The 15,915-nt window shown below is 33.9% G+C and carries 8 protein-coding genes; 2 read left to right on the top strand and 6 right to left on the bottom strand.

Translation table 11 applies throughout. The features are described 5' to 3' along the window. Positions 1-195 precede the first annotated feature (195 nt). Together A1704_RS22160 and A1704_RS22155 are read right to left on the bottom strand one after the other, a co-directional pair. The gene (locus A1704_RS22160; RefSeq protein ID WP_062676179.1) at positions 196-606 is read right to left on the bottom strand and encodes a thiol-disulfide oxidoreductase DCC family protein; all 411 of its coding nucleotides are present in this window, start codon (positions 604-606) and stop codon (positions 196-198) included. Positions 607-610: 4 nt separating this feature from the next. Next, positions 611-1,078: a heme-binding domain-containing protein gene (locus A1704_RS22155; protein WP_062676178.1), complete on the bottom strand. Its 468-nt coding sequence runs from the start codon at positions 1,076-1,078 to the stop codon at positions 611-613. 446 nt (positions 1,079-1,524) lie between these two features. Here A1704_RS22155 and katG point away from each other — a divergent pair, with 446 nt between their 5' ends. Next, a complete protein-coding gene (gene katG, locus A1704_RS22150) occupies positions 1,525-3,804 on the top strand; it encodes a catalase/peroxidase HPI (protein ID WP_062676177.1) in 2,280 nt (759 codons plus the stop codon). A gap of 221 nt (positions 3,805-4,025) precedes the next feature. On the opposite strand, the gene A1704_RS22145 is transcribed toward katG, so the two are convergent. From A1704_RS22145 to A1704_RS22135, 3 genes are read right to left on the bottom strand one after another with little or no spacing between them, the layout of a single operon-like run. Next, positions 4,026-4,226 carry a hypothetical protein gene (locus tag A1704_RS22145; RefSeq protein ID WP_062676176.1) on the bottom strand — a complete coding sequence of 67 codons (201 nt, stop codon included), beginning with the start codon at positions 4,224-4,226 and terminating at the stop codon, positions 4,026-4,028. 9 nt (positions 4,227-4,235) lie between these two features. Continuing rightward, complete coding sequence (locus A1704_RS22140; RefSeq protein ID WP_062676175.1) at positions 4,236-9,053, bottom strand: leucine-rich repeat protein; 4,818 nt, start codon at positions 9,051-9,053, stop codon at positions 4,236-4,238. 1 nt (position 9,054) lies between these two features. After that, the gene (locus tag A1704_RS22135; protein WP_062676174.1) at positions 9,055-9,795 is read right to left on the bottom strand and encodes a hypothetical protein; all 741 of its coding nucleotides are present in this window, start codon (positions 9,793-9,795) and stop codon (positions 9,055-9,057) included. A gap of 596 nt (positions 9,796-10,391) precedes the next feature. On the opposite strand from A1704_RS22135, the gene A1704_RS24120 reads away from it, so the two are divergent. Continuing rightward, complete coding sequence (locus A1704_RS24120; protein ID WP_082798851.1) at positions 10,392-10,601, top strand: transposase; 210 nt, start codon at positions 10,392-10,394, stop codon at positions 10,599-10,601. A 511-nt stretch (positions 10,602-11,112) separates the two neighbouring features. Here the strand turns inward: A1704_RS24120 and avs4 are convergent. After that, complete coding sequence (avs4, locus tag A1704_RS22130; RefSeq protein ID WP_062676173.1) at positions 11,113-15,801, bottom strand: AVAST type 4 anti-phage nuclease Avs4; 4,689 nt, start codon at positions 15,799-15,801, stop codon at positions 11,113-11,115. Positions 15,802-15,915: the final 114 nt, after the last annotated feature.

The raw sequence follows: 15,915 nt of genomic DNA, 5'->3' as shown, positions 1-15,915 counted from the left end.
GATAATTGATAATTGATAATTGATAAAGCTGGTAAGAGACTATTCTTCAGTTTGATTTCCATTAAACATTAAACATGAACACCTATCCGTCTTATTTGTCATTCCGTAGGAATCAATACAATGCATTAATATTGTAGCTAACTCTTACGGAATGATCTTTTTATAAGTTAAATGAAAAGGAGTAAGAACAATTAATTACACCTGAATAAATTTTTTCTTCTGATGCTGATCAGGTAAATAACATTTCTGATTGGCCAGCTTCATTCTGTTTCTGGAAATAACATCATACACTTTGTCACTTAAAGATGCCGGCAGGATTTTCCCAATAAAGGAAAGTTTATAAACTCCTCCCAGTAAATTAGCAATTTCCAGTACGGCTCTTGATTTGATCTGATAATAACGTCCGGGTTTCCAAAGATACATCGTATTGAATACATTGGTTTCAAGCCCTCTTTCAGATAAAAACTGTTGTCCGAAATCAGATTGAAGAGAAGCAAACATGAATTGGTCTTTTTTGTCTCTCTCCAAAATCCATTGCACCCAGAAATTACAAACTCCGCAATCTCCGTCAAAAAAAACAATATGTTTATTTTCCCAACTTTCCATGACTTTATTTATTAAACATGATTCCTCTCTCAGTGTCTTCTTTTACTTTTTTGAAATATTGAACAAGATCTGCACGCTGCTCATCCGACAGTTTGGCATCCTGATGACCTAAATAATAAGATTCTAGCGGCATTTCTTTTTTCTCAACCATTTCTATACATTCTTCCAACTTATGAAGTTGTCTCTGAGGTTCATATACTGCAAAGGTAGAAAAATTAAGATTTTTTCTGCCTTCATCAATATTATTTTTTACCCACCATGAAGTTGGGGAAATACTGCTATACCATGGATATCTGGTTTCATTAGAGTGACAGTCATAGCAGGATGTTCTGAGGGTACGGGCAATTTTTTCCGGCGTATTTTTAATTTTTAGAAAGTCCATTCCCGGAGTAAGCGGTGGATTTGTTTTATCGATAGGGAAAAACTGGATGATAATAAAGGCAACGAGAATCACAACAATTATTTTTTTCATAGCAGATGTTCATGTTTGGTCAATATAAAGGTAGTTAATTTATTTTTAGTGGGAGAAAGCTGGAAGAGAGGATGAAGGAAGAACTTTTAGAAATTGTTGAAATAGCGTGTTTTTTCAGTAATTATCAAATTACTTTTCATGATGCGATTAAACCTCCTTCTTCCAGCCTCCAACTTCCTTTTTCCTTTAAAATCTTACGTTGAGTAATTCTAAATTGGGCTGTATACAGCTGTTTTTATTTAAGTTAATCTGAAAAATGACTAACTTAATACCTCAATTATGTCTTGGCTTTTTAGCTGTTGAAAATATTTGTTTATAGTTTTTAACTATCGTTGAAATAAAAATTAATAGATTGTATTTATCGATCAAACGTTGTAGGTTTGTCATGTTCTTACAACAGAAAATTGAAACTGTATTAATCAACATAAAAAATAAAATAAACGACAATGGAAAAAGATTTGAATGACATCAGTAAATGCCCGTTTCATAACGGAACAATGAAGAAGAACGTAGCAGGCGGAGGAACCCAGAATTCTGATTGGTGGCCTGATCAGCTTAGAGTAGATCTTCTGCGTCAGCATTCTTCCCTTTCAGATCCTATGGATAAGGATTTTGATTATGCCAAAGCATTCGAAAGCCTTGATCTGGAGGCAGTAAAAAAAGACCTTCATGCATTGATGACAGACTCTCAGGATTGGTGGCCGGCGGACTTTGGTCATTATGGACCTCTGTTTATCCGTATGGCATGGCACAGTGCAGGTACATATCGTGTAGGTGACGGAAGAGGTGGAGCAGGAGCCGGACAACAGCGTTTTGCACCATTAAACAGCTGGCCAGATAACGTAAGTCTTGATAAAGCAAGAAGATTATTATGGCCCATCAAACAAAAATATGGAAGAAACATTTCATGGGCAGACCTTTTGATTCTTACAGGGAATATCGCCCTTGAATCAATGGGCTTCAAAACATTCGGATTTGCAGGAGGACGTGCAGACGTTTGGGAACCGGATGCTGATATCTATTGGGGATCAGAAAAAACATGGCTGGGAGGCGACCTGCGTTATGCTCACGGTTCAGAAGGAGTAGCAGAAGGACAATCAGCCGTTCTTCCTACCGATGATAATGCAGACGGAGATATTCATTCAAGAAATCTTGAAAATCCATTGGCTGCCGTACAGATGGGACTTATTTATGTAAATCCGGAAGGTCCGGACGGAAATCCAGATCCTATTGCGGCTGCTAAAGATATCCGTGATACTTTCGGACGTATGGCAATGAATGATGAAGAAACCGTTGCTTTGATTGCCGGCGGACATACTTTTGGTAAAACCCATGGAGCAGGTCCTGCAGATCATGTAGGTAAAGAGCCTGAAGCTGCAGGAATTGAACAGCAGGGACTTGGATGGGCAAGCACTTATAAATCAGGAAGCGGAAAAGACGCTATTTCCAGTGGTCTGGAAGTAACCTGGACAGAAACTCCGACTCAATGGAGTAATTATTTCTTTAAAAATCTTTTTGAAAATGAATGGGAACTAACGAAGAGCCCTGCCGGAGCTCACCAATGGGTAGCTAAAGATGGAGCTGATATTATTCCTGACGCGTTTGATTCTTCTAAAAAGCATAAACCAACGATGCTTACCACAGACCTTTCTTTGAGACTGGATCCTGTTTACGAAAAAATTTCAAGACATTTTTATGAAAACCCTGATGCTTTTGCCGATGCATTTTCAAGAGCATGGTTTAAACTGACTCACAGAGATATGGGACCACGTGCCCGTTATTTAGGTCCGGATGTACCACAGGAAGAACTGATCTGGCAGGATCCTATTCCGGAAGTGAATCATGAATTGGTTGATGGAAATGATATAGAAACATTGAAGTCAAAAGTATTAAATTCAGGATTAAGTAATGCTGAGCTGATCTCTACAGCGTGGGCTTCCGCTTCTACTTTCAGAGGAAGTGATAAACGTGGTGGTGCCAACGGAGCCAGAATCAGGCTGGAGCCTCAAAGAAACTGGGAAGTCAACAATCCTTCACAACTGAATAAAGTATTAAATGTTCTGGAAGGAATCCAGAAAGAATTCAACGATTCTCAGAACGGAGGTAAAAAAATATCATTAGCTGATCTGATTGTTTTAGCAGGTAATGCTGCAGTAGAAGTGGCTGCCAGAAATGCGGGTCAGGACGTAAAAGTTCCTTTTGCTCCGGGAAGAATGGATGCTTCTCAGGAACAGACGGATGTAGAATCTATGGGATATCTTGAGCCTGCAGCGGATGGATTCCGTAACTATCTGAAAAGAAAATACACGGTGTCTACCGAATCTTTATTGATTGATAAAGCACAACTTTTAACTCTTACTGCCCCGGAATTGACTGTATTGATAGGAGGAATGCGTGCTTTAGATACGAACTTTGACGGTTCAAAACATGGCGTATTCACCAGCCGTCCGGGAGTTCTTACCAATGATTTCTTTGTGAATCTTCTGGATATGGGAACGCAATGGAAAGCAATGTCAGATGACAGAGAACTGTATATAGGAACTGACCGAAAAACAGGTCAGCCAAAATGGACAGCAACGCGTGCGGATCTTGTTTTTGGATCTAATTCTGAATTGAGAGCTATCGCTGAAGTATACGGAAGTGCTGATGCACAAGGTAAGTTTGTGAAAGACTTTGTTGCAGCATGGACAAAGGTGATGAATCTGGACAGGTTTGATCTGGTCTAATAAAATGAAAATAAAGAGAGGCAGCTTTTAAGGCTGCCTCTTTTTATATATCGTATTCATATTTCATTTTATAATAAAAGAAGAAAACCACCCTTAAAAAAGGATGGTTTGTTAAACATGTAAATTTTATAATTATTTATTTTTGTCCTAAGATCTTTATCATATTCCCAGGACTAGTTATAAATTTCCGTTCGGGAAATAAGTTATAAAATTATCATCTTTTAATTAATTTCTTCTGTTCGAACCTCGATATCAATTTCTTCAAAATCATCGGGAGTTTCCTGAATGGGTTCTTGAAGTCTTATTCCATCAAGATAATAAGTTGTTCCTAAATAGATTTCATCGCCAAAAACAACTCCATCTATTTTTCTTTTAAAGCATTTCCCAGGATCTGCTTTAATTATATTGTCTGTCTGTGTCATATGTTATTATTATGTTATCGGATAAATTTTTGCGGCAAAATAGCTCCAGTTGGTTGCCGTTTTATAAGCAGAAACACTTGCTGCGGGTACATGAATTTCAATTTTACTAAGGTAGACGTTGTTATTTAATAAATTAGTTGATATTAAAATAGGAGGCGTTGTTGCTAAAATTTTAATTACTATTTTTTGAACACTATCTTGACCATCTTGTGGATTCAAAATCATACAACCATTTTCTATATAATTAATAGAAGCAGGAAAGATAATATTCATTTCCCTTTCACCAGTTCTTAATCTTAATCTTAAACCAAGGAAATCTATCCTTTCAAGACTTGTGCATGCTTGAAAATCAGCAAGATTAGTAACATAACCTGGAAGATTTGTAAGGGAAATATACATGTTAAACATATTTTCAAATATTCGAGTGATATAAGGAAGATTATATATACCACCTACAGGATACATGGAAATAAATGAAGATTGTTGGTAGACCTTAACATTTTTAAATAGATTAATATTTAAGTATATTCCACCAAACGGAGCAATACCTAATTCTTCAATCTTGTCAAAGTTGGCATTTAAAGCAGATGCGTTGGCTAATTCAAAAGCATTATTTCCTATTTTTTTAACGTTAGGAGGAAAGAAAATGCTTTGCATTGTTTGATTACTAAAAGCATTATCCCCAATCGTCTCTACATTTGTAAAAAATCTAAATTCATCAAAATTCCCTAAAAGATGTGTTCCGGAATTAACATAAGGATTAAAAGTATTGGCAGGTATTTCAGTAACAGATCTTGCTTCTGAAAAACTTAATTCTTTATCACCATCAGTATCATAAAGTTTTAATAAAATATCTTTCTTTCTTGAATCGCTAATTTGGATAAAATTAGTAATGTTTTTATAAGTAAATTTAAAATCTGGCCAGTTAGCTTCCATAAAAGTTTTATCCTCTGCATAAATGTTTGTAAAAGTCCATTTTCCTTCAACGATAGAATGTGGGGTTGTATTACCCGAATCATCAATTCCTTTAGCATTTATAAGTGGAAAAAAATTTTCACTAGAAGTACTACTTCCGTTTAAATTGTTAATTCTCAATCTAGCCAAATTTTTCAACGAAGTGGCAATATCATAAACATTAATCAAAGGACAATCCTTAATTACAAGAGTTGTTATAGAACTTGCAGTAAAAGTTAAATTAGAATTTTTAATAAATTTTTGATTATCCAAAATCAAAGTATTTGCTGTATTTGGCAAAATTAAAGAAAAGAGCAACCCGCCTTTAGGTAACAATACAGAGGTTATTCCTGTTCCTGCAGCGGAAATATTTTTAATACTTGTACAACCAGTTAAATCTATTGATTGTTTTAAATTTGGGCAATTTGAAATATCTAATTCTTCTAAAATTGTATTATTACCAATAAACAAGTTTCTCAAATTTTGATTTGAATAACCGGAAATTTGACTTCCTATTCGTAATTTTGACAAATTCGTCGCTTTGGAAACATCTAAAGTACCAAGATACTTTCCTGACAAATCTCCAAGATCTTTAATTGCAGATGCACCATAAATAATAGTTTCCGTGTCGTTAAAAGTAATAGCCGGAGCTTGAACTAAGGATGCAACATTTTTTCTAAGTCTCGCACGGTTGATATAAGAACCAAACTTAATTTTAGTATACCCGTCTTTTTGAGCAGTTAGTAAAAAATTAGCGTTGGGAGTAACTACAGGCGTGCCCGAAGGTGTATAAAGTCTCATTGTGATATAATCAGAAGAGAAAGTAGAGGAATCATACTTTCCGTCCATATATCTGAATCTGTTTAATAGCCAATAATTCCTGTGCGATTTTCTTGAACCTTGTGCGGGGTATAAATAACTTCCATTCCCGGCAACAACCAAAGGGTCTATATATTTATATTTCGCATCTTCATTAAAAATACTTTCCGCCCATTTGTCAGATTCTAATGTGTTAAAATAAGTGTTGCACTTATCATAAGTCAGAATTCCTGAAGTTCTCATTTTCTGATACAAAGCCGTAATTTCAGTATCAAAAGCCACTTCAACCAGTTTCCAAAGCTCTGAAAGCGCGCCATTCCAGACAAAACCACTTCCTACTTGGTCGTGAGCCTCTACCCAGTAATCATATACATTGTGGCCTTCGTTATTAAGCCCTAAAACCGTATCATTATCATAAAAAATAAGATACCAACGTTTGTTTCCCTGCGCATCTGGATACATGGCAAACATTTGATTTTTAGCGCGCTGATCGACCATTGCAAAAAACTCAGTGAAGACATAATAAAACAGTAAAAACTGAATATTAAAATGATCTGGAGCCTCGGTTTTGAATTTTACAGGATTATTTTTGCAACTCACAATCCATGTATGCAAAGCTTCAAGATTCGAAGTATCTTCATTATTTTCCGGATATCTTCCCTCAAAATCATTTTTCCATAAATGCTTACCATTTTCGTCTACACTTTGAAAATCTGTAGCAATAAATAATGTATTATCTGACGTATTGTTTAAAAATTCCCAACATTCCTGACCACCTGTAAAACCCGTTGTTGCTTCATTTGACTTGTCATTGTTAAAATTATATTTCCCTAAGAAAATACGCTCCGAATCTGGTGTTGCTCTGTGAAATATAAGCATTGGAAACCCGTCCATCGTAGTACGGATATTAGGATCAATTAATTGTGGTGGAACCAAATAACCCAATTGATTTAAAGAATCTTGTGCAAGCCTCGCCAAACCAATGTTGTGAGAACCTGAAGATTCCATGAAGTCAGCTTTAAAAGTAAATGTCTTTTCCGCCAATGAATTGTCACGAAGCTTGTATTTTGAAGAATTTATTTCACCATTTTTAAAACCTCCATTAAATTTGATTTTAAAGTTTTTTCGGGGATAATATTGTGATGATGTACCCTGAACATCAATGCTCGCATTTACATAAGAAAACGATTTTGTAGGATCCTGAGCATTTTCATACTCTCCAACAATTGTTTTTTTATCGCCTTTATAAGTTGGCAAATCTCCAACAATGGTTAAGCATGGAATTAATTGTAAACATTTATCGTAGGACAAATTTCCGAATGCATCGTACAATTTATTTCTCTCGTAAATGTTGACTTTTTCAAACAGGTTATCCATGTCAGCGATGTAATTCGACAACATCTGATCGGCGTTTAGGTTATTATTATACACCCGAATATTATATAGATTAATATTACAATCACTGCTTCCGATGGTAATGTTTTGAGGAGCTTGTTGTAAAAAGCTGTCTAGTGAATTATACTGATATAGTGAAGATATAATTCCATTGATATACACAAATACCAATCTTTGATCTGCAACCTTTGTAACGACTACACTTACGCGAATCCTTTCATCTTCTTTAAAAAATATGGACGTACCGTCCTGCTCAGAACTGAACGAAAACGAATTTGAGGTAGCAACAAATCCAACATTTCCATTTTTACAAGAAAAAATAGTACTGTCACTGTTTTTTATATCTGAAGTTGAAAATTCAAATTCTAATGTTTTACCACCTGTTTTAAAATCATTTTCAAAAATCTTGAAAGGAATCTCAACCCTTGCATTTCCGCTCACTTTAAGCGCCACAGAACCCTTTGAATCTTGAATCCACCCATTGGTGCTGAAATCAAAATCAGTAAGAGTACATGACAGGTTTTTGTATTTCCACTCGTTTTTGTTAATCTCTGAATTGCTTCTGTTTCTACTGCTTAAAAATAATTCCAAGCCTAACGTTTCGGCTTCAACTTGAATATCGAAGGCAGTTACAACTACTGAAGTATTTTTCGTGACATTTCCACATTTAAAAGTTACAGTGTGTGCACCTGAGTCCGCAAATGTATAGGTGAACTTCTGCAAACTTCTATTTACAAGTAATTCAGAAACCTTCACTCCATCCACTAAAATCTCAACATCGCTATAATTTGACGATGGTGAATACACCAGATATTCAATCGAAGCTGGAGCATATTGATTAGCAACAACATTATTTGCTGAGGAAACCAAAGGCGTTAAATTACCGGCAACAACGCTGATGATATCTGTAAATAAGTGATTGCTTTCAATGATCTCTCCTGACAAATCAGCGGTCATATACACCTCTAAAATATGAACTCCGTGCGACTGTGCAGGAATTTCATAAAGAAGCTCTTTGTTATTTATTGAAGTAACTACAGACGGAAGATCTGATCCATTTAATTTGAAATGAATCGTCTTCTCTACATTCCCGGTTGGAATATATCGGAAAATGATTGGTCCCGAATTAATAGTGGTCTTGTCGTATGTGGTACTTAAAGCAAGTGCTATTGATTGAATATCATATTTTAATTTTCTATTATTTCCATAACTATCTGTGATACTAAGCGTTATTGTATTGTCTCCTGCCAAAATATATGGCGTGATATCTATATCATTGGCTCCCTGATTAATATTTTTATTAAATAGGATCGTGTTTCCTTTTAAAATACTCGCAGTTCCTCCGCCAGTCTCACTACCATCAACGCTGTCGATGGATGACCACGAAAAAACTATTCTAACTTCACTTCCAAATGATTTTACGAACGATGCAGGTATTTCAGATTTTGCGCGGAAAACAATTCCATTGCCTCCTCCGGTTCCACCACCAGTTCCGTATTCACTTTCTGACTTTTCTCCTAAAGCTGAATATGCAATCTGTTTAATGATTTTTCCATTTTCATTTTTAATGAAAAACATGACGGGATAAATGAAATTATCTGCAACTTCTTTATCTGATCTTTCATAATTTGTAAAATAAATTCTTCCTGTATTTCTCATTTTAATCTTCTTGTGTTAAATCAATAAAACCATCTGTTCCACCTCCAGGCATATTAACCTCCAGAACAGACCAAACAAAACCGTCAAAGGAAATTATTCCGAAATTTTCAATCGTAACTCCTGAAGCATTTTCGTAAACTCCACTCCCTGCCCAAAACCATTTTGCTGATCCCGGCTTAATAATAATATTATCAGTAGGCCTTAAAATTCCTCCAAAGGAAGAATTTGCTCCTGAACCTTTAAGTAATTCTATCTGCTCCCTGTTTTCTTTGATATAGTCTACGATTTTCTGAAGCTTATCAAAGTTATCATCATTCGAGGTTAGTATTTCGCTGATTTTTGCAGTCAGCTCAAGCATTTCATTATCTTTTGCCTGAAGTATATTTACAATTTCCTCGATTTGCTCCTTTGTATAGACATTTCCTGTTTCTTCACCATTGTCTATAGTGGCTGCTGGTTTGATCTTTAATTTTTCTTTCCATTCTTCTACATTTCTGGCAGTAAGATTGGATGCATTAAGTCTTGCGAGCACTAAATCGTGTGCTCCTTCATCTTGCAGATGATTTGTAAAAGTTGTGCTGGATACCGTTTTTTGAAAAGTTTCATTTAAACCCATTACCTCATCCATCCTGATATTTTCATCTAAATGACGGAATGAAGAAAAGGTCTGCTGAAACTGATGTTCTGTGGGAATATCACCCTTTTCAAACCAGCTAAATATTGTTTTTAATGGTACTTTCATTATTATTGATAATTAGTTTTTATAAGATTGATAATTTGAGGGAGAGTCTGTTCTTGAAAGACTTAATGTAGTTAAATAGAATTGTGTTTTTTGAACAGTTATTGATTTTTGGCCTCTTTTATCGTACTGTCAATTAGTGAATTATTAATATGGTTACAGCTTAAAAAACATATGTTTTTGCAATGTTTTTTTTGTAATTTTATTTTAAATCAACTCCATTCTTTTATATTTTTTCTACGCTGTTTTCTTGGTATATTTTTTTGACTTCAATGATCATTTACATTCTTTAGAGTGCAAATTTCATTGTTTTCCGGTCGTTATAAAAGTTTTTTGACCTCGCTATTCTGTAGTTGCAGTAACAAGTATTTTTAACCGAAATAAGACGGTATTTTTTAGATCAATCTCAAAAGTTGTGGATGTAGTGTTAAGTTTTTAAATTAGGAATATGTATATTCCTGATGAGCTAGTAAAACTCTTGCTTCAGAATTTTTAGTAGAGTACTTTTTTGATAATAGAAGAATAAGAAGAAGTTGATGGAGTGAGGGGAAAACGGGTTCTGCTTCATATCAAAAGAAGGGGATAGATTGATAAAACCAATGGAGAATCTATCTTATAGAAAAACAATAATGAATCATTATAGAGAAATCTTAGCCTTTTTTAACCAAAGAAGCACTGATGCTTTTGCTGAATCTTTTAATGCTAAAATCAAAAACTTCAGAATGCAGCATAGAGGGGTAAAGAATAGGACATTTTTCTTTTTTAGAATTAACCAAACTTTTTGCTTAGCCCACAACTTTTGTGCTTGATCCTTTTTATGATTAATTCACTATCTACCTTTTTATTTTTCGAAAGGGAACAAAAAACAAAAACCATCCTTAAAAAAGGATGGTTTGTAGACCCACAGGAACAAATCTCGAAGCATTTTGTTGATGATTTGCAAAAATTATACTCACTAATTTAGTAGAATACTTATTAATAGTATAATCAAATTTCCCTTTATTTTTTTAGTCATTAAAGTTTCATATTCTTAGGGTTATAAGAATTCTAGTCAACTTAATTCTTATAACTAATAAATTCTTCGGTAAGGTATTATGAGAATTTACAAAAGCATTTTCCTAGCGCTTTGGAAAGTATTACAGAAATGAGTATAAACATTAATAAAAACAATAAATCAACCTCTGTCTCTACCAGCTTGATAGCCTTACCCATACTTCCAAAATTTCAAAGCTTTCCCAGATAATGTTTGTAGGTGCCATACCAGATAATTTTCAATGAACGCCTAGAACAGAAGATATTTCAGGCAAGAAATATCTTTTATTATAATATACTTTCCCTCAGTAAATACCCATGTATAGATCCACGTTCAATAAGAAAATCAAGAATTACAACTACTTTGTTCTTTAGCCTTGTTTCTTCTTTAATTTTCTGCTTATTATGGAAAATAAACGTTCTAAGGAATTTTTCTAAATAATGTAATATTTTTATTTCTAAATTTCCCAATTGCAAAACAGGGTTATTGGATATTATCTCATAGATCCAATCTAATCCCTGACTGCCAAATGTACTGCCAATAGAATTTAATACTTTTGCGATGCTATATAAAACTGAAGGATTACTTCCTAAATCTCTTACAATATTATCGTAAAACAGAGTGTTTTCCTTTCTTAAATTGTGCCAATCTTTTATATCTTCTCTCCACCAATCCCAAGCCAGTAAATAGCTTTTTAAAATAGCATGTACATTTGAGTTATTTTTTATGATTCCAATAACAATGATTGTAGGATAAAACTGATTCCAGATATACCAAAATTGCTTCTGCCGATCATTTTTATCAGCAGCTCCTACAATTTCGTCAAAGAATGATGCCATCTCTTTAGAAATCGTAAACTGCTCAACAAAAGGTTTTAAAAGTAAATCGATTTCTGATAGATCTTGTTCTAATATCAGGGGAGCCAGTTTTCTGAAAATATATAATCTAACAAGATAAATATTAGAATGATTAAAACTTCTTCTTTGTCTGGATTCTTTTTTATCTTCTAATAGCTGAGAAATAATGCTGGGTAATGATCTTTTTATGATTTCCAAGTGACCTAGGTCATTAGTTGTTGTTGGCATCAGCTGATATACTATTTCCAGATCATAAATATCTAGTGAATCAATATTCTCTATATTATACAAAATGTTTGAAAAAGAAAAATCTCCCAAAGCCTCATCTAGTTTTTGAAAGATTTGTTTTTTCTGTGTCCTTCCTATAAATATATTATCTTGTTTTTGATTATCACAAATCTCCTTAAAAAGAGGCTTTAACTTAGTAAATCCCAATAGGATATTATTTGCCGTACCAAAATCTTTATCCCATAAACCTGACTCATATACAGCATTGATTACGTAGTCACATATACGAGTATTTCCTATTGATGTGTCATCAAAAAGAGAAAATATCATCAATAAAATTAAGTTTTCTTTTTCTTCAGGATATTCTTCCATTAATGAAGGAATCGCATGTAAAGCAGCTTCAACACCATCACTAATATGATAATGATAGCCATCTTCAAACAACCGCGAAATGGATAGCAGAATTAGCTCCTTGCAGTATAATTTTTCATCCTCAGAAAGTTGATCCCTATGATAAATCATTAGGTTGGCACAGACAAAGTAAGGAGTATAACTATCCAACGGCAATAAGTGTACATTGCTACTTAAATCGTTGAGTAATTGTTTGGCTTCTTCTAAAGCTCTTACTGGATTTTCTTCATATTGCGGATAGTTCTGATTTTGTCCAGAGTTCCTTTTCCTGAAAATAAAATCCGACCACATTTTTAGCGGTATATATTTATAAGTATCTTCATATTGCTTAACAGCTTGTTCGCTATGTTCTTTTAACTCAGGGGGTAATTGTGGATTCAACTCAATATGATATTCCGTTTCGTTAATCTTTTTTATTTCTGGCTTCATGATACGTCGATCCGCACGGGATAACAATATTTCTGCGGTTATTTTACTATCACCCGATAGTAATGCCACCTCTTTTTTATGGCTGTCAATTATTTCGTATAGTTTGGCTATATACATCTCATTTTGATCCTCTGTAAAACCTTTAACTCCAAAAAATTGATAATTCACCAATAATGATTCCAAATAAATCCCTCTATGCTTATCCTCACAGGTCTTTAATCTTTCATCTGTATAATACGTATCGGTTAATCCATTGCCAATGGAATATAAACTTTTAGCCTGATATTCGTTAACACACCGATGCATATCAATACCAAAAAAATCAAGTGTTTTGAATAATACTAAAGCAACATTATATAATTTATCCGGATACGCCAGAACAATACTGCATACAACAGCTGTTATGGATGTAGATTCTGTTTTGGCTATAATTTGTAACAATATTGCTTCTATGATGGGAGTATCTAAATCCTGAACCAATTCTAAAAGCTTTTTTTCAAGTGCCATATGCATAGACTGCAGTAGATAAGGAACTACTGGACTGCTAACACCACGATAAGCCCCCCAAAAAGCCCAGCATAAATACTGCGTAATTTCTTTTTCGCCCATATGTACAATGACTTCCTTGACATCTTCTCCGTAATCAGAATGACGATAGGATTTAGTAGATGTATTGGTAAAATCAATAATAAATTGCAGTGTTTCTTTAAAAGCATAACGTAGCAATGCATAAATGGGTGTCTGGTAGGCACTGGCCGGATGGTAATTGAACCTGTGCTCGTCCGTCAAATCATATTTACTTTCTACACTATAGTTATCATGATAATTATCCCAGTCTTTTTTTTGTCTCCAAAATAATCCGCATAATCCTATAACGGATTCTGGCAACACTTTTATCAGCCTGAATGCTAAATAGGGTTTTTCTAATATTTTTGAGCAGATCCCTTCATAAGGATCATTATATGCAGTCCACTGATTTGAAATTACTTTTTCGAATATCTCTTTCAGTTCTACAACCAACTCTTCCGCTGCATTAAATATAATTTTTACCAGTTCGTCCTCCGCTTCGCTATGAATATAAAAATCCTTTTCATTTTCAACTCTTTGGATGATACTGAGCGCTAAGAGCCCTGAAACTTTAGTCGTTTCACCCTGCGGATTATTCAAACACCATGGCTTTAATAAGGGAACTACAAGATTAAGATTTTGTTCAAAAAAATCTTTTTTATGACGGTATATAAATGAGATTAAAACCTCCCAACCTTTCCCCTTTGGTATTATGATATCAAATCCCTTGTTTGTAGAGATATCAGCACAGGCAGTTCTAATTAAAAATATAATCCTTCTCAGCAGTTCAAAATCATTGGCAATAATTTCTTTTTCAAAGAAAGTAAAGAAGGTTTGAGAGTAATCAGATAAAAGAACGGAGACAAGCAATTCATCTTTCCAGTATTGATCCACATTATGGTTTTTAAAAATCTGCAAAACGAAACTTTCGATGGCATTTTCATGATGAAACAGTTGTTCTGAAAGCCATAATCTAAAAGCTCTTCTTATAGGTAAAGAACTTCCTATATCTTCAAAAAAGGTTTCTATATCTTTGTAGTTAGCATATTTCCGGGAAATTATCTTGTTTAATGCCCACTCCTCATAAATATCATGGGTAATAAAATATCCATCATGGGCTTCACTATATCCTAAAATTTCATCTTGTTTTAGCCAAGAAAGTGCCACTGGGGATAAATTATTTGTATTGATATAGAATAATCCTGTTTTACATCTTTCTTTAGTAAGCTCAATAATACATTTGTCTCTTTCCAAATGCAGATTGTCTTTTTGTATGCCTCTATTTTGAATTTTCTTTTTCCATAATATATCAATAAAATTTTCAAAGTTCCCCTTCTTATCAATATTGGTATAACGCCGCAGATATTCATTGAGGTAAAAAAGATTATGTAAACGGTCTGAAAAATTGATATTACCTGGTAAAGAAAAATGATATTTCTGTGATAACTTTTCTAATTCATCAGTAGTAAGTAACGGTACATTGAAAACCTGAAAAGGGAGTTGGTAGCTTTCTTGAATGTGAAAAGATAAATCGTTTAAGTAAGAATATCTTGTGGTAAAAACTAAAAACCATCCATTGCTACTTAATGTACTGATCAGATGGGTCAAAAGATCAGATTGAGTAAGCTCTGCCAATTTTTCCGCAGAGTCAATAATAAATATTTTTTTTTCTTCTAGTTCATACGCCTGTAAAAAATCCATGAACGAGAAATGATGATCAAGATAAAACAGATCATTAACGTTCATTACATTGAGTTCAGAAGCTTTAAAAATACATATGGGAATCTTTTTCTTATTGTTTTCATAAAATTCTTTTAATATCGCTGTTTTGCCTGAGCCTCCTTCCCCTGAAATTATAATGGATTTGTCATGATTCAATGCTTCTATAATTTGACTCTGAAAATAATTTCGGTCAACTTTGATCTGCTGGTTTTCAAAGGTGATTTCACTGGATATTGATCTTAATAACTTATCATTATGGCTTTCAATATCAAGAATAACATGTTCTTGATTGGGCTGTAAATTAAAGAATAGGTCATAGATATATTTATTTTCAGGAAGAGCCACCTGCAGTTCTAAATTACTTGGCACTCTCCATTCAATTTCCAGTTCAAGCTCCATGGCAGCTTTTTCAATCTCTAATTGATATTGTGGCTTCTTTTGATCCGGCTTGCTACTTTCGGACAACTCTTGATTTACATAGAGGTAAACACTATTTAATTCAGGATTCTTTCTTTTTGCTTTTTTTAGAGACCCCATAATATCCTCTTTATTCAGTGAAAGAGATGTAGTATAGTACTTCGCCTGGAATCCATAGTTTTTTGCATCCTTGGTGAAATACTCTGTTTCTATGCCTGCTTGATTCTTATAACGAAATAAGCCAATTCTATTATTAAATTCTGCACAAAAAAGTAAATATGAAAGTTGCTCAAAAGCCCAGGTTTCCCGGCGATCATATTTCAAATTAAAAACATTCCAATTCATTTTTTAACCCATTAAAGTTATCGTATGAAACAGTTCATAAAATGTATAAGTCATCATTTTATTCAGAGCTTGCTTTTCTATATTTATTAAATACGGACCCAATAAACATTATTT

The sequence above is a fragment of the Chryseobacterium cucumeris genome (assembly GCF_001593385.1).
GTDB lineage: Bacteria > Bacteroidota > Bacteroidia > Flavobacteriales > Weeksellaceae > Chryseobacterium > Chryseobacterium cucumeris.
This window is presented reverse-complemented; position numbering and strand designations above follow the sequence as displayed.